This window comes from Pseudomonas sp. DL, assembly GCF_047199225.1.
In the GTDB taxonomy this organism is placed as follows: Bacteria; Pseudomonadota; Gammaproteobacteria; order Pseudomonadales; family Pseudomonadaceae; genus Pseudomonas; species Pseudomonas aeruginosa.
In genome coordinates, this window is record NZ_CP178323.1 from 723,235 (window position 1) to 738,401 (window position 15,167).

Genomic DNA, 15,167 nt, shown 5'->3' on the forward strand with positions numbered 1-15,167 from the left:
CCTTTAAGTAAGAGGTTTACTGTCGTGGCTAAGGAAAAATTCGAACGTAACAAACCGCACGTCAACGTCGGCACCATCGGTCACGTTGACCATGGCAAGACCACTCTGACCGCTGCACTGACCAAGGTCTGCTCCGACACCTGGGGTGGTTCCGCTCGTGCTTTCGATCAGATCGACAACGCGCCGGAAGAAAAGGCCCGCGGTATCACCATCAACACCTCGCACGTTGAATACGATTCCGCTGTTCGTCACTACGCCCACGTTGACTGCCCCGGTCACGCCGACTACGTGAAGAACATGATCACCGGTGCTGCCCAGATGGACGGCGCGATCCTGGTTTGCTCGGCTGCCGACGGCCCCATGCCGCAGACCCGCGAGCACATCCTGCTGTCCCGCCAGGTAGGCGTTCCCTACATCGTCGTGTTCCTGAACAAGGCCGACATGGTCGACGACGCCGAGCTGCTGGAACTGGTCGAGATGGAAGTTCGCGATCTGCTGAACACCTACGACTTCCCGGGCGACGACACTCCGATCATCATCGGTTCCGCGCTGATGGCGCTGGAAGGCAAGGATGACAACGGCATCGGCGTAAGCGCCGTGCAGAAGCTGGTAGAGACCCTGGACTCCTACATTCCGGAGCCGGTTCGTGCCATCGACCAGCCGTTCCTGATGCCGATCGAAGACGTGTTCTCGATCTCCGGCCGCGGTACCGTGGTAACCGGTCGTGTAGAGCGCGGCATCATCAAGGTCCAGGAAGAAGTGGAAATCGTCGGCATCAAGGCGACCACCAAGACCACCTGCACCGGCGTTGAAATGTTCCGCAAGCTGCTCGACGAAGGTCGTGCTGGTGAGAACGTTGGTATCCTGCTGCGTGGCACCAAGCGTGAAGACGTAGAGCGTGGCCAGGTACTGGCCAAGCCGGGCACCATCAAGCCGCACACCAAGTTCGAGTGCGAAGTGTACGTGCTGTCCAAGGAAGAAGGTGGTCGTCACACCCCGTTCTTCAAGGGCTACCGTCCGCAGTTCTACTTCCGTACCACCGACGTGACCGGTAACTGCGAACTGCCGGAAGGCGTAGAGATGGTAATGCCGGGCGACAACATCAAGATGGTTGTCACCCTGATCGCTCCGATCGCCATGGAAGATGGCCTGCGCTTCGCGATCCGCGAAGGCGGCCGTACCGTTGGCGCCGGCGTGGTTGCCAAGATCATCGAGTAATCGCTGATCCTGCCATCAGAAAAGGGGCCCTCCGGGGCCCCTTTTTTCGTTCGTTGGTTAAATATTGACACCCTGTGGGGGCATCCGTACAATTGCGCCTCCTTTTAACGGGCGTAGTCCGTCCGTTGGGAATGGTAAATTGGAGTCTGAGGTCAAATGCAAAACCAACAAATCCGGATTCGGTTGAAGGCTTTTGACCATCGCCTGATCGATCAATCAACCCAGGAAATCGTGGAAACCGCGAAACGTACTGGTGCTCAGGTGCGTGGTCCAATCCCTCTGCCGACCCGCAAGGAACGTTTCACCGTGCTGATCTCTCCGCACGTCAACAAAGATGCGCGTGATCAGTACGAAATTCGTACACATAAGCGTGTACTGGACATCGTCCAGCCGACGGATAAAACCGTCGATGCGCTGATGAAGCTCGATCTTGCTGCAGGCGTTGAAGTACAGATCAGCCTCGGCTAATGCCTTCGGCATTGGTCGTGTAACGCTCTGAAATGGGCGGCCATAGCGGGTGAAAGCCCCGTACACTCAAGAGGTTTACAACATGACAATTGGTGTTGTCGGTCGTAAATGCGGCATGACCCGCATTTTCACCGAGGAAGGTGTCTCTATTCCGGTTACGGTCATCGAGGTCGAGCCGAATCGCGTCACCCAGTTCAAGACTGAAGAAACCGATGGCTACCGTGCAGTGCAAGTCACCGCCGGCGAGCGTCGTGCTTCTCGCGTTACCAAAGCGCAAGCTGGTCACTTTGCCAAGGCGAATGTCGCCGCCGGTCGCGGCGTGTGGGAATTCCGTCTGGGCGAAGAGCAGTATGCCGCTGGTGACCAGATCACTGTCGATCTGTTCCAGGCAGGCCAGATGGTAGACGTTACCGGCGAGTCCAAGGGTAAGGGCTTCGCGGGCACCATCAAGCGCTGGAACTTCCGTGGTCAGGATAACACCCACGGTAACTCCGTTTCCCACCGCGTCCCGGGTTCCATCGGCCAGTGCCAGACTCCTGGTCGAGTGTTCAAGGGCAAGAAAATGTCCGGTCATCTGGGTGCGGAGCGGGTAACCGTTCAATCCCTGGAGATCGTGCGCGTCGATGCTGAACGCAATCTGCTGCTGGTCAAGGGTGCCGTTCCCGGCGCTACCGGCGGTGATGTGATCGTGCGTCCGGCAGCCAAGGCTCGCGGTTAAGGGGGAAGCTGAGATGCAATTGAATGTGAACGGCGCTCAGGCTATCGAAGTCTCCGAGCGTACCTTTGGTGGCGAATTCAACGAGACCCTGGTGCACCAGGCAGTCGTGGCCTACATGGCTGGCGGCCGTCAGGGCAGCAAGGCGCAGAAGACTCGCTCCGAAGTCTCTGGTGGTGGCAAGAAGCCGTGGCGTCAGAAGGGCACCGGTCGTGCTCGTGCTGGCACCATCCGTAGCCCCATCTGGCGTGGGGGCGGCACCACTTTCGCCGCTAAACCGCGTAGCCACGAACAGAAGCTGAACAAGAAGATGTACCGCGCAGCACTGCGCTCCATCCTTGCCGAGCTCGTTCGTCTGGACCGTCTGGTCGTCGTTGCCGACTTCGCTGTCGATGCACCGAAAACCAAGGGCCTGGTTGCCAAGCTGGACACCCTGGGTCTGAAAGACGTGCTGATCGTGACCGATGGTGTCGACGAGAACCTGTACCTCGCTGCGCGCAACCTGGCGCACGTCGATGTACGTGATGTCCAAGGTTCCGACCCCGTCAGCCTGATCGCCTACGACAAGGTGCTGGTCACCGTGTCCGCCGTGAAGAAGTTCGAGGAGCTGCTGGGATGAACCAGGAACGCGTATTCAAAGTGCTGCTTGGTCCGCACATCTCCGAGAAAGCCACGGGTCTCGCGGACGGCAAGAGCCAATTCGTTTTCAAGGTTGCCACCGATGCAACCAAGCTGGAAATCAAGAAGGCCGTAGAAAGCCTGTTCAGCGTGAAGGTACAGCGCGTCACTACCCTGAACGTCAAGGGTAAGACCAAGCGCACCGCTCGCGGTCTGGGCAAGCGTAACGACTGGAAAAAAGCGTACATCGCTCTCCAGCCGGGCCAAGATCTCGATTTCGCCACCAGCGCTGAGTAAAGGGGTGCATCATGGCAATCGTTAAGTGCAAACCGACTTCCGCTGGTCGTCGCTTTGTCGTCAAGGTGGTGAATCAGGAGCTGCACAAAGGCGCTCCCTACGCACCGCTGCTGGAAAAGAAATCCAAGTCTGGCGGCCGTAACAACAACGGTCGTATCACCACCCGTCATATCGGTGGTGGTCACAAGCAGCACTACCGTCTGGTCGACTTCCGTCGCAACAAGGATGGCATCCCTGCCATCGTTGAGCGCGTCGAATACGATCCGAACCGCACTGCACACATCGCTCTGCTGAAGTATGCAGACGGCGAGCGTCGCTACATCATCGCCCCCAAGGGCGTTGCTGCAGGTGACCAGCTGATCTCCGGTATCGGTGCGCCGATCAAGGCAGGCAACAGCATGCCTCTGCGCAACATCCCGGTGGGTAGCACTGTTCATGGTATCGAGCTGAAGCCGGGTAAAGGCGCTCAGATCGCTCGCTCCGCTGGCGCTTCCGCCCAGCTGGTCGCGCGTGAAGGTGCGTACGTAACCCTGCGTCTGCGCTCCGGTGAAATGCGTAAAGTCCTGGCTGAGTGCCGTGCGACCCTGGGCGAAGTCTCGAACTCCGAGCACAGCCTGCGTTCGCTGGGTAAAGCCGGTGCTACGCGCTGGCGTGGTGTTCGCCCGACCGTTCGCGGCGTGGCGATGAACCCGGTCGACCACCCGCATGGTGGTGGTGAAGGCCGTACCTCTGCTGGTCGTCATCCGGTATCGCCGTGGGGTCTTCAGACCAAGGGTAAGAAGACTCGCTCGAACAAGCGTACCGATAACATGATCGTCCGCCGCCGCAAGTAAATAGAGGGATACCACAGTGCCACGTTCACTGAAAAAAGGTCCGTTTATCGATCTTCACCTGTTGAAGAAGGTCGAAGTCGCGGTGGAAAAGAACGACCGCAAGCCGATCAAGACCTGGTCGCGTCGTTCGATGATTCTGCCGCATATGGTTGGTCTGACCATCGCCGTGCACAACGGCCGTCAACACGTACCGGTTCTCGTCAACGAGGACATGGTCGGCCACAAACTGGGCGAGTTCGCCGCTACCCGCACCTACCGCGGGCATGCTGCGGACAAGAAAGCCAAGCGTTAAGGGGTAAGGAAGATGGAAGTAGCCGCTAAGCTGTCGGGCGCTCGTATCTCCGCCCAGAAAGCCCGCTTGGTCGCCGACCAGATCCGCGGGAAGAAGGTGGGCGAAGCGCTCAACCTCCTGGCTTTCAGCAGTAAGAAAGCCGCCGAGATCATGAAGAAAGTGCTGGAGTCGGCCGTTGCCAACGCTGAGCACAACGAAGGCGCCGATGTGGATGACCTGAAGGTCTCCACCGTCTTCGTCAACGAAGGTCGTTCGCTCAAGCGCATCATGCCGCGTGCCAAAGGCCGTGCTGATCGCATCGTGAAGCGGTCTTGCCATATCACGGTCAAGGTTGCGGACAAGTAACGGAGTCGACAGATGGGTCAGAAAGTACATCCCAATGGCATTCGCCTGGGTATCGTCAAGGAGCACACCTCCGTTTGGTACGCAGACCGCAAGAACTATGCGGATTACCTGTTTGCCGACCTGAAGGTGCGTGAGTACCTCCAAGACAAACTAAAAAGCGCGTCCGTAAGCCGTATCGATATTCATCGTCCGGCTCAAACCGCACGCATCACCATCCACACCGCTCGTCCCGGCATCGTGATCGGCAAGAAAGGTGAAGATGTTGAGAAACTGCGCCAGGACCTGACCAAGCAAATGGGTGTGCCCGTGCACATCAACATCGAGGAAATCCGCAAGCCGGAACTCGATGCCATGCTGGTTGCGCAGAGCGTAGCCCAGCAGCTGGAGCGTCGCGTAATGTTCCGTCGCGCCATGAAGCGCGCCGTACAGAACGCCATGCGCATTGGTGCCAAGGGCATCAAGATTCAGGTCAGCGGTCGTCTGGGTGGGGCTGAAATCGCCCGTACCGAATGGTATCGCGAAGGTCGTGTGCCCCTGCACACCCTGCGCGCCGATATCGACTATGCCACCTACGAAGCGCACACCACTTACGGTGTTATCGGTGTCAAGGTTTGGATCTTCAAGGGCGAGGTCATCGGTGGCCGCCAGGAAGAGCTGAAGCCGGTAGCACCCGCTCCTCGTAAAAAAGCTGCTAGGTAAGGAGTACGCAAATGCTGCAACCCAAGCGTACGAAGTTCCGCAAACAAATGACCGGCCACAACCGTGGTCTGGCTCATCGTGGTAGTAAGGTCAGCTTCGGTGAGTACGCACTGAAGGCCACTAGCCGTGGCCGCCTTACTGCTCGTCAGATCGAGTCCGCGCGTCGTGCGCTGACCCGTCACGTGAAGCGTGGCGGCAAGATCTGGATCCGCGTATTCCCTGACAAGCCTGTCACCAAGAAGCCCCTCGAAGTTCGTATGGGTAAAGGTAAGGGTGGGGTCGAGTACTGGGTAGCCCAGATCCAGCCGGGCAAGGTCCTGTACGAGATCGAGGGTGTTTCCGAAGAGCTGGCGCGTGAGGCTTTCGCCCTGGCTGCTGCAAAGCTGCCCCTCGCCACCTCCTTTGTTAAGCGGACGGTGATGTGATGAAAGCGAATGAACTTCGTGAAAAATCCGTTGAGCAGCTGAACGAGCAACTGCTCGGCCTGCTGCGCGACCAGTTCAATCTGCGCATGCAGAAAGCAACTGGCCAGTTGGGGCAGTCTCACCTGCTCTCGCAGGTTAAGCGCGACATCGCTCGCGTTAAAACTGTGCTCAATCAGCAAGCAGGTAAGTGATCATGGCTGAAGCTCAGAAAACCGTCCGTACGCTGACCGGCCGCGTCGTCAGCGACAAAATGGACAAGACCGTCACCGTACTGATCGAGCGTCGCGTCAAGCACCCGATCTACGGCAAATACGTCAAGCGTTCGACCAAACTGCACGCACACGACGAATCCAATCAGTGCCGCATTGGTGACCTGGTCACCATTCGCGAAACCCGTCCGCTGGCCAAGACCAAGGCCTGGACCCTGGTTGATATCGTTGAACGCGCGGTGGAAGTCTAAGGACTAGGGGTCGGAGAAATTATATGATTCAGACTCAATCCATGCTCGATGTCGCTGACAACAGCGGCGCGCGTCGTGTGATGTGCATCAAGGTGCTCGGCGGTTCCCACCGCCGTTACGCCGGCATCGGCGACATCATCAAGGTCACCGTCAAGGAAGCGATTCCGCGCGGCAAAGTGAAGAAGGGCCAGGTCATGACTGCCGTGGTCGTTCGCACCAAGCACGGCGTACGTCGTACCGACGGTTCCATCATCCGCTTCGACGGCAACGCCGCCGTCCTGCTGAACAACAAGCAGGAGCCGATCGGCACCCGTATCTTTGGGCCAGTGACTCGTGAACTCCGTACCGAGAAGTTCATGAAGATCGTCTCGCTCGCCCCCGAAGTGCTGTAAGGAGTAGCCGTCATGCAAAAGATTCGTCGTGACGACGAAGTAATCGTCATTGCCGGCAAGGACAAGGGCAAGCGTGGCAAGGTGCTGAAGGTTCTCGCTGACGACCGTCTGGTCGTCGGCGGGGTGAACCTGATCAAGCGCCACACCAAGCCCAATCCGATGCTCGGCCAACAGGGCGGTATCGTCGAGAAGGAGGCGCCTCTGCACGTCTCCAACGTCGCCATCTTCAATACTGAAACCAGCAAGGCTGACCGCGTTGGCTTCAAGGTAGAAGACGGTAAGAAAATTCGTGTCTTCAAGTCGACCCAGAAACCGGTTCAGGCTTGAGGCTGCTAGGTAGATCACCATGGCACGATTGAAAGAAATTTATCGGAAGGAAATCGCGCCCAAGCTGAAAGAAGAGCTTCAGCTGGCGAACGTGATGGAAGTTCCGCGCGTTACCAAAATCACCCTGAACATGGGTCTTGGCGAGGCGGTCGGTGACAAGAAGATCATCGAGAACGCCGTAGCCGATCTGGAAAAGATCACTGGTCAGAAGCCGGTCGTGACTTACGCTCGTAAGTCCATCGCAGGCTTCAAGATCCGTGAAGGCTGGCCGATCGGCGTCAAGGTCACCCTGCGTAGCGACCGGATGTACGAGTTCCTGGATCGTCTGCTGTCCATCTCCCTGCCGCGCGTGCGTGACTTCCGCGGCCTGAATGCCAAGTCCTTCGATGGTCGCGGCAACTACAGCATGGGCGTGAAAGAGCAGATCATCTTCCCGGAAATCGATTACGACAAGATCGATGCGCTGCGTGGCCTGGACATCACCCTGACCACCACCGCTCGTACGGATGACGAAGGTCGCGCCCTGCTGCGTGCTTTCAAATTCCCGTTCCGTAACTGATTGGAGTAGGAACATGGCTAAAGAGAGCATGAAGAACCGCGAGCTGAAGCGTCAGCTGACGGTAGCCAAGTACGCCAAGAAGCGTGCCGAGCTGAAAGCGATCATCGCTAATCCGAACTCCTCTGCGGAAGAGCGTTGGAATGCCCAGGTCGCCCTGCAGAAGCAACCGCGTGACGCCAGCGCCAGCCGCCTGCGTAACCGTTGCCGCCTGACCGGTCGTCCGCACGGCTTCTACCGCAAGTTCGGCCTGAGCCGTAACAAGCTGCGCGAAGCCGCCATGCGCGGCGACGTACCGGGTCTGGTGAAAGCCAGCTGGTAATCGCAGCGAACGGTGTCGCCAGTCGGCACCGTTGATCGCGACATCGAATCAAGCCCCTCATGGGGCTTGATTCGTTTTGGCGTGATCTCTAGAATACCCGGCTCCCCTGAGCCTGGGTTTGTTTCGCCTGGCGTTTATGGGCGAATTGAAGTTGAAGGCTTATTCTTTTGTATCAGGAGCGTTAAGCCCATGAGTATGCAGGACCCGTTAGCAGACATGCTAACTCGCATCCGTAATGCCCAGATGGCTGAAAAGACCGTCGTAAGCATGCCGTCCTCGAAACTGAAAGCGGCGGTAGCCAAAGTCCTGAAGGACGAAGGCTATATTGCGGATTTCCAGATCAGCTCGGAAGTAAAACCCCAGCTGTCCATCGAACTGAAGTACTTCGAAGGCAAGCCTGTCATCGAAGAGGTCAAGCGCATCAGCCGTCCTGGCCTGCGTCAGTACAAATCCGTTGAGCAACTGCCGAAAGTTCGTGGCGGCCTCGGTGTGTCGATCGTCTCCACCAACAAAGGTGTGATGACCGATCGTGCTGCCCGTGCTGCTGGTGTTGGCGGCGAAGTGCTCTGCACTGTGTTCTAAGGGGAATCAGCATGTCTCGCGTTGCTAAGAACCCCGTCAAGCTGCCTGCCGGCGTTGAAATCAAACTGGCTGGTCAGCAACTGTCCATCAAGGGCGCCAAAGGTGCTCTGGAGCTCAAGGTCCATCCTTCGGTCGAAGTGATCCAGGACAGCGGTGAGCTGCGTTTTGCTGCGCGTAACGGCGACCAGCAGACTCGCGCCATGGCTGGTACCACCCGTGCTCTGGTGAACAACATGGTAGTCGGCGTCAGCCAGGGCTTCGAGCGCAAGCTCCAGCTGGTCGGCGTTGGTTACAAAGCGCAGGCCAAGGGCCAAGTGCTGTCCCTGTCCCTCGGCTTCTCCCATCCGGTTGATTACGAACTGCCGGCCGGCATCGTCGCTGAGACCCCCAGCCAGACCGATATCCTGATCAAGGGTATCGACAAGCAGCTGGTCGGTCAGGTTGCTGCCGAAATTCGCGACTTCCGTCCGCCGGAGCCTTACAAAGGCAAGGGCGTGCGTTACGCCGACGAAGTCGTCCGTCGTAAAGAAGCCAAGAAGAAGTAGGGCATAGCAAATGAGCGTCAAGAAAGAAACCCGTCTGCGTCGCGCTCGCAAGGCACGCCTGAAGATGCGCGAGCTGGAAACCGTACGCCTCTGCGTGTACCGCTCTTCCCAGCACATTTACGCCCAGGTCATTGCGGCCGACGGCGGCAAGGTCCTGGCCAGCGCCTCGACCCTGGACAAAGACCTGCGCGAAGGTGCCACCGGCAACATCGATGCAGCCAAGAAAGTTGGTCAACTGGTCGCCGAGCGCGCCAAAGCGGCCGGCGTCACCCAGGTGGCGTTCGATCGTTCTGGCTTCAAGTACCACGGCCGTGTGAAAGCGCTGGCTGATGCCGCTCGTGAAGGCGGACTGGAGTTCTAAGTTATGGCAAACAACGAGCAAAAGCGCGACGAAGGCTACATCGAGAAGCTGGTTCAGGTTAACCGCGTCGCCAAAACCGTAAAAGGTGGCCGTATCTTCGCTTTCACCGCACTGACCGTGGTGGGTGATGGCAAGGGTCGCGTTGGTTTCGGTCGTGGCAAGGCGCGTGAAGTGCCGGCCGCCATCCAGAAAGCAATGGAAGCCGCTCGCCGCAACATGATCCAAGTCGATCTGAACGGCACCACCCTGCAGTATCCGACCAAGTCCGCCCATGGCGCCTCCAAGGTGTACATGCAGCCGGCTTCGGAAGGTACCGGCATCATCGCCGGCGGCGCCATGCGTGCCGTTCTGGAAGTGGCTGGTGTGCAGAACGTTCTGGCCAAGTGCTATGGCTCCACCAATCCGGTGAACGTGGTTTACGCCACCTTCAAGGGCCTGAAGAACATGCAGGCTCCGGAAGCAGTAGCGGCCAAGCGTGGCAAGAGCGTCGAGGAGATTCTCTAACCATGGCAACTGTCAAAGTCACTCTGGTCAAGAGCCTGAACGGCCGTCTGGCCAACCACAAGGCTTGCGTCAAGGGTCTCGGCCTGCGTCGCATCAATCATACCGTCGAAGTTCAGGACACTCCTGAGAACCGCGGCATGATCAACAAGGCCTACTACCTGCTGCGTGTGGAGGGTTAATCCATGCAACTGAACGATCTGCGTTCCGCGCCGGGTGCCCGTCGCGAAAAGCACCGTCCGGGCCGTGGCATCGGTAGCGGTCTGGGCAAGACCGGTGGCCGTGGTCACAAAGGTCTGACCTCCCGCTCCGGTGGCAAGGTCGCTCCGGGCTTCGAGGGTGGTCAACAGCCTCTGCACCGTCGCCTGCCGAAGTTCGGCTTCGTTTCCCTGAAGGCCATGGATCGTGCTGAAGTACGCACCTCCGAGCTGGCCAAGGTCGAAGGCGACGTCGTCAGCCTGCAGACCCTGAAGGATGCCAACCTGATCAACCAGCACGTACAGCGCGTCAAAGTCATGCTGTCCGGCGAAGTTGGTCGTGCGGTCACCCTGAAAGGTATCGCCGCCACCAAGGGTGCGCGTGCGGCTATCGAAGCAGTTGGCGGTAAATTCGAGGACTAAATGGCTAAGCAAGGTGCTCTCTCTGCGCTAAGCAACGGCGGTCTGTCCGAGCTCTGGGCACGTCTGCGTTTCCTGTTCCTGGCGATCATCGTCTATCGGATCGGCGCGCACATCCCAGTTCCGGGCATCAACCCCGATCGCTTGGCGGCACTGTTCCGGCAGAACGAGGGGACCATTCTTAGCCTCTTCAACATGTTTTCCGGCGGCGCGCTGGAGCGCATGAGTATCTTTGCACTGGGGATCATGCCGTACATCTCGGCATCGATCATCATGCAGCTCATGACCGCTATCAGCCCGCAGCTGGAGCAGTTGAAGAAAGAGGGTGAGTCTGGGCGTCGCAAGATCAGCCAGTACACCCGCTACGGTACTGTAGTCCTGGCACTGGTCCAGGCCATCGGCATGTCCGTTGGCCTGGGCAGCCAGGGCGTAGCCTTCTCCAACGACTTCGGCTTCTACTTCGTGGCTGTCACCACCTTCGTGGCTGGTGCCATGTTCATGATGTGGCTGGGCGAGCAGATCACCGAGCGCGGTGTCGGCAACGGCATCTCGATGTTGATCTTCGCTGGTATCGTTGCAGGCCTGCCGCGCGCCATCGGTCAGTCTTTCGAGTCTGCCCGTCAAGGTGACATCAACATCTTCGCCCTGATCGGCGTCGGCCTGCTGGCCGTGGCGATCATCGCGTTCGTGGTGTTCATCGAGCGTGGCCAGCGTCGCATCGCGGTGCATTACGCCAAGCGCCAGCAAGGCCGCAAGGTGTTTGCAGCGCAGACCAGCCATCTGCCGTTGAAGGTGAACATGGCGGGTGTGATTCCCGCGATTTTCGCCAGCAGTATCCTGCTGTTCCCGGCGTCCCTGGGCTCCTGGTTCGGTCAGTCGGAAGGCTTGGGTTGGTTGCAGGACGTCGCGCAAGCGATCGCTCCGGGGCAGCCGCTGAACATCTTGCTGTTCACTGCAGGGATCGTTTTCTTCTGCTTCTTCTATACAGCGCTGATGTTCAACCCGAAGGACGTGGCGGAGAACCTCAAGAAGTCCGGTGCATTTATTCCGGGCATCCGTCCGGGCGAACAGTCCGCTCGCTACATCGATGGCGTGCTGACCCGTTTGACCATGTTCGGTGCTCTGTACATGACGGCTGTCTGCCTGCTGCCCCAGTTCCTGGTGGTTGCGGCGCACGTGCCGTTCTATCTTGGCGGGACCTCGCTGTTGATCGTGGTCGTGGTTGTCATGGACTTTATGGCCCAGGTGCAATCTCACCTCGTTTCTCACCAGTATGAATCCCTGATGAAGAAAGCCAACCTGAAGGGCTACGGCAGCGGCATGCTGCGCTGATAGACCCGTAAGGTTCGAGGAGTTGGTGATGAAAGTTCGTGCATCGGTCAAGAAGCTGTGCCGTAACTGCAAAATCATCCGTCGCGATGGCATCGTGCGGGTGATCTGCAGCGCGGAACCGCGTCACAAGCAGCGCCAAGGCTGATTGTGATCCACGCGTGATAACCCGGCAGCTAGTGTGCTGCCGGGTTGATTATTTGCTATTACAGCGCTAATATCCGCGCCCTTTCTTGGCTTCCTGGGCGCAGGGTAGCTGTCAATTGGAGTTTTTCTGAATGGCCCGTATTGCAGGCGTCAACATTCCGGATAACAAGCACACTGTTATCTCGCTGACCTACATCTATGGTGTTGGTCGCACTACTGCTCAGAGCATCTGCGCAGCCACCGGCGTAAACCCGGCTGCCAAGATCAAGGACCTGAGCGACGAGCAGATCGATCAGCTGCGTAACGAAGTCGCGAAGATCACCACCGAAGGTGACCTGCGTCGCGAAATCAACATGAACATCAAGCGTCTGATGGACCTCGGTTGCTACCGCGGTCTGCGTCATCGTCGCGGTCTGCCGGTTCGCGGTCAGCGTACCAAGACCAACGCGCGTACCCGCAAGGGCCCGCGTAAGCCGATCCGCAAGTAATCGCGTAGGAATCTAGTCATGGCAAAACCTGCTGCTCGTCCCCGTAAGAAAGTCAAAAAGACAGTGGTCGATGGGATCGCCCACATCCACGCGTCTTTCAACAACACCATCGTGACCATCACCGACCGTCAGGGCAACGCACTGTCCTGGGCGACCTCCGGTGGTTCCGGTTTCCGCGGCTCGCGTAAGAGCACCCCGTTCGCTGCCCAGGTAGCGGCCGAGCGTGCCGGCCAGGCTGCCCTGGAATACGGTCTGAAGAACCTGGACGTCAACGTCAAGGGCCCGGGCCCGGGCCGCGAGTCCGCCGTTCGCGCTCTGAATGCTTGCGGCTACAAGATCGCCAGCATCACCGACGTAACCCCGATCCCGCATAACGGCTGCCGTCCGCCGAAAAAGCGTCGCGTGTAATAGGAGACAGTGAGAAATGGCTCGTTACATTGGTCCCAAGTGCAAACTGTCTCGCCGTGAAGGCACCGACCTGTTCCTGAAGAGCGGCGCCCGCGCCCTCGACTCGAAGTGCAAGGCTGAAAACGTTCCTGGCCAGCATGGCCAGCGTCGTGGCCGTCTGTCCGACTACGGTCTGCAGCTGCGTGAAAAGCAGAAAGTACGTCGCATCTACGGCGTGCTGGAGCGTCAGTTCCGCGGTTACTACCAGGAAGCTTCCCGTCGCAAGGGTTCTACCGGTGAGAACCTGCTGCAACTGCTCGAGTGCCGCCTGGACAACGTCGTATACCGCATGGGCTTCGGTTCCACTCGTTCGGAATCCCGCCAGCTGGTATCCCACAAGGCCATCACCGTCAACGGTCAGACCGTCAACATCCCTTCCTACCAAGTGAAGGCCGGTGACGTCGTAGCTGTTCGCGAAAAATCGAAGAACCAGCTGCGTATCGCTCAGGCTCTGGAACTCTGTGGCCAGCGCGGTCGCGTCGAGTGGGTCGAAGTCGACCTCGACAAGAAGGCTGGTACCTTCAAGAGTGCTCCGGCTCGCAGCGACCTGTCCGCTGATATCAACGAAAACCTGATTGTCGAGCTCTACTCCAAGTAAGGGCTAGAAAATAGGTGCATCCATGCAGAGTTCGGTAAATGAGTTCCTGACCCCCCGCCACATCGATGTGCAGGTGGTCAGTCAAACCCGCGCCAAGATCACGCTCGAGCCTCTCGAGCGTGGTTTTGGTCACACCCTGGGCAACGCGCTGCGTCGCATCCTGTTGTCCTCCATGCCTGGCTGCGCAGTGGTCGAGGCCGAGATCGACGGCGTACTCCACGAGTACTCGGCGATCGAAGGTGTGCAGGAAGATGTAATCGAGATCCTGCTGAACCTGAAAGGTCTGGCCATCAAGCTGCACGGTCGTGATGAAGTGACGCTGACCCTGGCTAAGAAGGGCTCGGGTGTTGTGACTGCTGCCGATATTCAGCTGGATCACGATGTTGAGATCATCAACGGTGACCACGTTATCGCCAACCTGGCAGACAACGGCGCGCTGAACATGAAGCTGAAGGTAGCTCGTGGCCGTGGCTACGAGCCTGCCGACGCACGTCAGAGCGATGAAGACGAAAGCCGCAGCATCGGCCGTCTGCAGCTCGACGCATCGTTCAGCCCGGTCCGTCGTGTCTCCTACGTGGTGGAAAACGCCCGTGTCGAGCAGCGCACCAACCTGGACAAACTGGTCCTGGACCTGGAAACCAACGGCACCCTGGATCCCGAAGAGGCTATCCGTCGCGCCGCTACCATCCTGCAACAGCAGCTGGCAGCGTTCGTGGACCTCAAGGGCGACAGCGAACCCGTCGTTGAAGAGCAGGAAGACGAGATTGATCCGATCCTCCTGCGCCCGGTCGATGACCTGGAACTGACCGTACGTTCGGCCAACTGCCTGAAGGCGGAAAACATCTACTACATCGGTGACCTGATCCAGCGCACCGAAGTGGAGCTGTTGAAAACGCCGAACCTGGGCAAGAAGTCCCTGACCGAAATCAAGGACGTTCTGGCTTCCCGTGGTCTGTCCCTCGGTATGCGCCTCGATAACTGGCCGCCGGCAAGTCTTAAGAAAGACGACAAGGCCACTGCCTGATCGTCGTAACTACCGAACGTAAAGTTTGGAAAGGAATTGAACCATGCGCCATCGTAAAAGTGGTCGTCACCTGAGCCGCACCAGCGCGCACCGCAAGGCTATGTTCCAGAACATGGCGGTGTCGCTGTTCGAACACGAACTGATCAAAACCACCCTGCCCAAGGCCAAGGAACTGCGTCGCGTTGCCGAGCCGCTGATCACCCTGGCCAAGGAAGACAGCGTCGCCAACCGTCGCCTGGCTTTCGACCGTACCCGTTCGAAAGCTGCCGTTGGCAAGCTGTTCAACGACCTGGGCAAGCGCTACGCCAACCGTCCGGGCGGCTACCTGCGCATCCTGAAGTGCGGTTTCCGCGCTGGCGACAACGCCCCCATGGCGTACGTCGAGCTGGTTGATCGTCCTGTCGGCGGTGAAGTCGTAGAAGCTGCCGAATAAGGCATCTGCTGCACAAGAAACCGGGCCTAGGCCCGGTTTTTTTATTACCTGCCTTAAAGTTTTTATCTATCGGATCGCTTTCTTTAATAAATTGGATTGCGGGAGGGCTGTCATTCATCCTTAACCTG

Annotated in this window: 29 protein-coding genes; all 29 read left to right on the top strand. The window is 58.5% G+C overall.

Going from position 1 to position 15,167, the window contains the following annotated elements; all coding sequences use genetic code 11:
* Positions 1–24 precede the first annotated feature (24 nt).
* Positions 25–1,218 (top strand): elongation factor Tu, encoded by a 1,194-nt coding sequence (gene tuf, locus ACI766_RS03405; protein WP_003115146.1) that lies wholly within the window; start codon positions 25–27, stop codon positions 1,216–1,218.
* 156 nt (positions 1,219–1,374) lie between these two features.
* Positions 1,375–1,686 carry a 30S ribosomal protein S10 gene (gene rpsJ / locus ACI766_RS03410; RefSeq protein ID WP_003103876.1) on the top strand — a complete coding sequence of 104 codons (312 nt, stop codon included), beginning with the start codon at positions 1,375–1,377 and terminating at the stop codon, positions 1,684–1,686.
* An 82-nt stretch (positions 1,687–1,768) separates the two neighbouring features.
* Entirely contained in the window at positions 1,769–2,404 is a 636-nt protein-coding gene (gene rplC / locus ACI766_RS03415; RefSeq protein ID WP_003103877.1) for a 50S ribosomal protein L3, read from the top strand.
* A 13-nt stretch (positions 2,405–2,417) separates the two neighbouring features.
* Positions 2,418–3,020, top strand: a complete 603-nt coding sequence (rplD, locus tag ACI766_RS03420; protein ID WP_003093737.1) for a 50S ribosomal protein L4 — start codon at positions 2,418–2,420, stop codon at positions 3,018–3,020.
* Complete coding sequence (gene rplW / locus ACI766_RS03425; protein ID WP_003093736.1) at positions 3,017–3,316, top strand: 50S ribosomal protein L23; 300 nt, start codon at positions 3,017–3,019, stop codon at positions 3,314–3,316. The genes rplD and rplW overlap by 4 nt, the downstream gene beginning before the upstream one ends.
* Positions 3,317–3,327: 11 nt before the next feature.
* Positions 3,328–4,149, top strand: a complete 822-nt coding sequence (gene rplB / locus ACI766_RS03430; protein ID WP_003103878.1) for a 50S ribosomal protein L2 — start codon at positions 3,328–3,330, stop codon at positions 4,147–4,149.
* A gap of 16 nt (positions 4,150–4,165) precedes the next feature.
* A complete protein-coding gene (gene rpsS / locus ACI766_RS03435) occupies positions 4,166–4,441 on the top strand; it encodes a 30S ribosomal protein S19 (RefSeq protein WP_003093734.1) in 276 nt (91 codons plus the stop codon).
* Between the two features lie 12 nt (positions 4,442–4,453).
* The gene (gene rplV / locus ACI766_RS03440) at positions 4,454–4,786 is read left to right on the top strand and encodes a 50S ribosomal protein L22 (protein WP_003103908.1); all 333 of its coding nucleotides are present in this window, start codon (positions 4,454–4,456) and stop codon (positions 4,784–4,786) included.
* A gap of 12 nt (positions 4,787–4,798) precedes the next feature.
* Complete coding sequence (gene rpsC, locus ACI766_RS03445) at positions 4,799–5,485, top strand: 30S ribosomal protein S3 (protein WP_003093727.1); 687 nt, start codon at positions 4,799–4,801, stop codon at positions 5,483–5,485.
* An 11-nt stretch (positions 5,486–5,496) separates the two neighbouring features.
* A complete protein-coding gene (gene rplP / locus ACI766_RS03450; protein ID WP_003093723.1) occupies positions 5,497–5,910 on the top strand; it encodes a 50S ribosomal protein L16 in 414 nt (137 codons plus the stop codon).
* Entirely contained in the window at positions 5,910–6,101 is a 192-nt protein-coding gene (gene rpmC, locus ACI766_RS03455) for a 50S ribosomal protein L29 (RefSeq protein WP_003093720.1), read from the top strand. Before rplP ends, rpmC begins: the two co-directional genes overlap by 1 nt.
* A gap of 2 nt (positions 6,102–6,103) precedes the next feature.
* Entirely contained in the window at positions 6,104–6,370 is a 267-nt protein-coding gene (gene rpsQ, locus ACI766_RS03460; RefSeq protein ID WP_003093717.1) for a 30S ribosomal protein S17, read from the top strand.
* A 23-nt stretch (positions 6,371–6,393) separates the two neighbouring features.
* On the top strand, positions 6,394–6,762 hold the full coding sequence (gene rplN, locus ACI766_RS03465) for a 50S ribosomal protein L14 (protein ID WP_003093714.1): 369 nt from the start codon (positions 6,394–6,396) through the stop codon (positions 6,760–6,762).
* A gap of 12 nt (positions 6,763–6,774) precedes the next feature.
* Positions 6,775–7,089: a 50S ribosomal protein L24 gene (gene rplX / locus ACI766_RS03470; RefSeq protein ID WP_003093711.1), complete on the top strand. Its 315-nt coding sequence runs from the start codon at positions 6,775–6,777 to the stop codon at positions 7,087–7,089.
* Between the two features lie 19 nt (positions 7,090–7,108).
* Positions 7,109–7,648: a 50S ribosomal protein L5 gene (gene rplE, locus ACI766_RS03475; RefSeq protein ID WP_003093703.1), complete on the top strand. Its 540-nt coding sequence runs from the start codon at positions 7,109–7,111 to the stop codon at positions 7,646–7,648.
* A gap of 13 nt (positions 7,649–7,661) precedes the next feature.
* Entirely contained in the window at positions 7,662–7,967 is a 306-nt protein-coding gene (gene rpsN, locus ACI766_RS03480) for a 30S ribosomal protein S14 (protein WP_003093701.1), read from the top strand.
* A gap of 189 nt (positions 7,968–8,156) precedes the next feature.
* Positions 8,157–8,549: a 30S ribosomal protein S8 gene (rpsH, locus tag ACI766_RS03485; protein WP_003093700.1), complete on the top strand. Its 393-nt coding sequence runs from the start codon at positions 8,157–8,159 to the stop codon at positions 8,547–8,549.
* Between the two features lie 11 nt (positions 8,550–8,560).
* On the top strand, positions 8,561–9,094 hold the full coding sequence (rplF, locus tag ACI766_RS03490; RefSeq protein ID WP_003093699.1) for a 50S ribosomal protein L6: 534 nt from the start codon (positions 8,561–8,563) through the stop codon (positions 9,092–9,094).
* Positions 9,095–9,104: 10 nt separating this feature from the next.
* A complete protein-coding gene (rplR, locus tag ACI766_RS03495) occupies positions 9,105–9,455 on the top strand; it encodes a 50S ribosomal protein L18 (protein WP_003093698.1) in 351 nt (116 codons plus the stop codon).
* Between the two features lie 3 nt (positions 9,456–9,458).
* Positions 9,459–9,959, top strand: coding sequence for a 30S ribosomal protein S5 (rpsE, locus tag ACI766_RS03500; protein ID WP_003093697.1), 501 nt, complete (start codon positions 9,459–9,461; stop codon positions 9,957–9,959).
* A gap of 2 nt (positions 9,960–9,961) precedes the next feature.
* Positions 9,962–10,138 (top strand): 50S ribosomal protein L30, encoded by a 177-nt coding sequence (gene rpmD / locus ACI766_RS03505; protein ID WP_003093696.1) that lies wholly within the window; start codon positions 9,962–9,964, stop codon positions 10,136–10,138.
* A gap of 3 nt (positions 10,139–10,141) precedes the next feature.
* Complete coding sequence (gene rplO / locus ACI766_RS03510) at positions 10,142–10,576, top strand: 50S ribosomal protein L15 (protein WP_015502295.1); 435 nt, start codon at positions 10,142–10,144, stop codon at positions 10,574–10,576.
* Entirely contained in the window at positions 10,577–11,905 is a 1,329-nt protein-coding gene (gene secY, locus ACI766_RS03515) for a preprotein translocase subunit SecY (protein WP_003093694.1), read from the top strand.
* A gap of 28 nt (positions 11,906–11,933) precedes the next feature.
* Positions 11,934–12,050 (top strand): 50S ribosomal protein L36, encoded by a 117-nt coding sequence (gene rpmJ, locus ACI766_RS03520; RefSeq protein ID WP_003093693.1) that lies wholly within the window; start codon positions 11,934–11,936, stop codon positions 12,048–12,050.
* Between the two features lie 130 nt (positions 12,051–12,180).
* Positions 12,181–12,537: a 30S ribosomal protein S13 gene (gene rpsM, locus ACI766_RS03525; protein ID WP_003093692.1), complete on the top strand. Its 357-nt coding sequence runs from the start codon at positions 12,181–12,183 to the stop codon at positions 12,535–12,537.
* An 18-nt stretch (positions 12,538–12,555) separates the two neighbouring features.
* On the top strand, positions 12,556–12,945 hold the full coding sequence (gene rpsK, locus ACI766_RS03530; protein WP_003093689.1) for a 30S ribosomal protein S11: 390 nt from the start codon (positions 12,556–12,558) through the stop codon (positions 12,943–12,945).
* Between the two features lie 16 nt (positions 12,946–12,961).
* Positions 12,962–13,582, top strand: coding sequence for a 30S ribosomal protein S4 (gene rpsD / locus ACI766_RS03535; RefSeq protein WP_003093678.1), 621 nt, complete (start codon positions 12,962–12,964; stop codon positions 13,580–13,582).
* 22 nt (positions 13,583–13,604) lie between these two features.
* A complete protein-coding gene (locus ACI766_RS03540; RefSeq protein WP_003093675.1) occupies positions 13,605–14,606 on the top strand; it encodes a DNA-directed RNA polymerase subunit alpha in 1,002 nt (333 codons plus the stop codon).
* Positions 14,607–14,649: 43 nt separating this feature from the next.
* Positions 14,650–15,039, top strand: a complete 390-nt coding sequence (rplQ, locus tag ACI766_RS03545; protein WP_003093672.1) for a 50S ribosomal protein L17 — start codon at positions 14,650–14,652, stop codon at positions 15,037–15,039.
* Positions 15,040–15,167: the final 128 nt, after the last annotated feature.

What these genes read in the sequence shown, in the direction of transcription:
- rpmJ (WP_003093693.1), top strand. Translation starts at nt 11,934, where the DNA reads ATGAAAGTTCGTGCATCGGTCAAGAAGCTGTGCCGTAACTGCAAAATC.
- rpsH (WP_003093700.1), top strand. Translation starts at nt 8,157, where the DNA reads ATGAGTATGCAGGACCCGTTAGCAGACATGCTAACTCGCATCCGTAAT.
- rplF (WP_003093699.1), top strand. Translation starts at nt 8,561, where the DNA reads ATGTCTCGCGTTGCTAAGAACCCCGTCAAGCTGCCTGCCGGCGTTGAA.
- rplX (WP_003093711.1), top strand. Translation starts at nt 6,775, where the DNA reads ATGCAAAAGATTCGTCGTGACGACGAAGTAATCGTCATTGCCGGCAAG.
- secY (WP_003093694.1), top strand. Translation starts at nt 10,577, where the DNA reads ATGGCTAAGCAAGGTGCTCTCTCTGCGCTAAGCAACGGCGGTCTGTCC.
- rplO (WP_015502295.1), top strand. Translation starts at nt 10,142, where the DNA reads ATGCAACTGAACGATCTGCGTTCCGCGCCGGGTGCCCGTCGCGAAAAG.
- rpsM (WP_003093692.1), top strand. Translation starts at nt 12,181, where the DNA reads ATGGCCCGTATTGCAGGCGTCAACATTCCGGATAACAAGCACACTGTT.
- rplQ (WP_003093672.1), top strand. Translation starts at nt 14,650, where the DNA reads ATGCGCCATCGTAAAAGTGGTCGTCACCTGAGCCGCACCAGCGCGCAC.
- rplD (WP_003093737.1), top strand. Translation starts at nt 2,418, where the DNA reads ATGCAATTGAATGTGAACGGCGCTCAGGCTATCGAAGTCTCCGAGCGT.
- rpmC (WP_003093720.1), top strand. Translation starts at nt 5,910, where the DNA reads ATGAAAGCGAATGAACTTCGTGAAAAATCCGTTGAGCAGCTGAACGAG.
- rpsK (WP_003093689.1), top strand. Translation starts at nt 12,556, where the DNA reads ATGGCAAAACCTGCTGCTCGTCCCCGTAAGAAAGTCAAAAAGACAGTG.
- rplC (WP_003103877.1), top strand. Translation starts at nt 1,769, where the DNA reads ATGACAATTGGTGTTGTCGGTCGTAAATGCGGCATGACCCGCATTTTC.
- rplN (WP_003093714.1), top strand. Translation starts at nt 6,394, where the DNA reads ATGATTCAGACTCAATCCATGCTCGATGTCGCTGACAACAGCGGCGCG.
- rpsC (WP_003093727.1), top strand. Translation starts at nt 4,799, where the DNA reads ATGGGTCAGAAAGTACATCCCAATGGCATTCGCCTGGGTATCGTCAAG.
- rplE (WP_003093703.1), top strand. Translation starts at nt 7,109, where the DNA reads ATGGCACGATTGAAAGAAATTTATCGGAAGGAAATCGCGCCCAAGCTG.
- rpsQ (WP_003093717.1), top strand. Translation starts at nt 6,104, where the DNA reads ATGGCTGAAGCTCAGAAAACCGTCCGTACGCTGACCGGCCGCGTCGTC.
- rpsD (WP_003093678.1), top strand. Translation starts at nt 12,962, where the DNA reads ATGGCTCGTTACATTGGTCCCAAGTGCAAACTGTCTCGCCGTGAAGGC.
- ACI766_RS03540 (WP_003093675.1), top strand. Translation starts at nt 13,605, where the DNA reads ATGCAGAGTTCGGTAAATGAGTTCCTGACCCCCCGCCACATCGATGTG.
- rpsN (WP_003093701.1), top strand. Translation starts at nt 7,662, where the DNA reads ATGGCTAAAGAGAGCATGAAGAACCGCGAGCTGAAGCGTCAGCTGACG.
- rplW (WP_003093736.1), top strand. Translation starts at nt 3,017, where the DNA reads ATGAACCAGGAACGCGTATTCAAAGTGCTGCTTGGTCCGCACATCTCC.
- rpsE (WP_003093697.1), top strand. Translation starts at nt 9,459, where the DNA reads ATGGCAAACAACGAGCAAAAGCGCGACGAAGGCTACATCGAGAAGCTG.
- rplB (WP_003103878.1), top strand. Translation starts at nt 3,328, where the DNA reads ATGGCAATCGTTAAGTGCAAACCGACTTCCGCTGGTCGTCGCTTTGTC.
- rpmD (WP_003093696.1), top strand. Translation starts at nt 9,962, where the DNA reads ATGGCAACTGTCAAAGTCACTCTGGTCAAGAGCCTGAACGGCCGTCTG.
- rplV (WP_003103908.1), top strand. Translation starts at nt 4,454, where the DNA reads ATGGAAGTAGCCGCTAAGCTGTCGGGCGCTCGTATCTCCGCCCAGAAA.
- rplP (WP_003093723.1), top strand. Translation starts at nt 5,497, where the DNA reads ATGCTGCAACCCAAGCGTACGAAGTTCCGCAAACAAATGACCGGCCAC.
- rpsJ (WP_003103876.1), top strand. Translation starts at nt 1,375, where the DNA reads ATGCAAAACCAACAAATCCGGATTCGGTTGAAGGCTTTTGACCATCGC.
- rplR (WP_003093698.1), top strand. Translation starts at nt 9,105, where the DNA reads ATGAGCGTCAAGAAAGAAACCCGTCTGCGTCGCGCTCGCAAGGCACGC.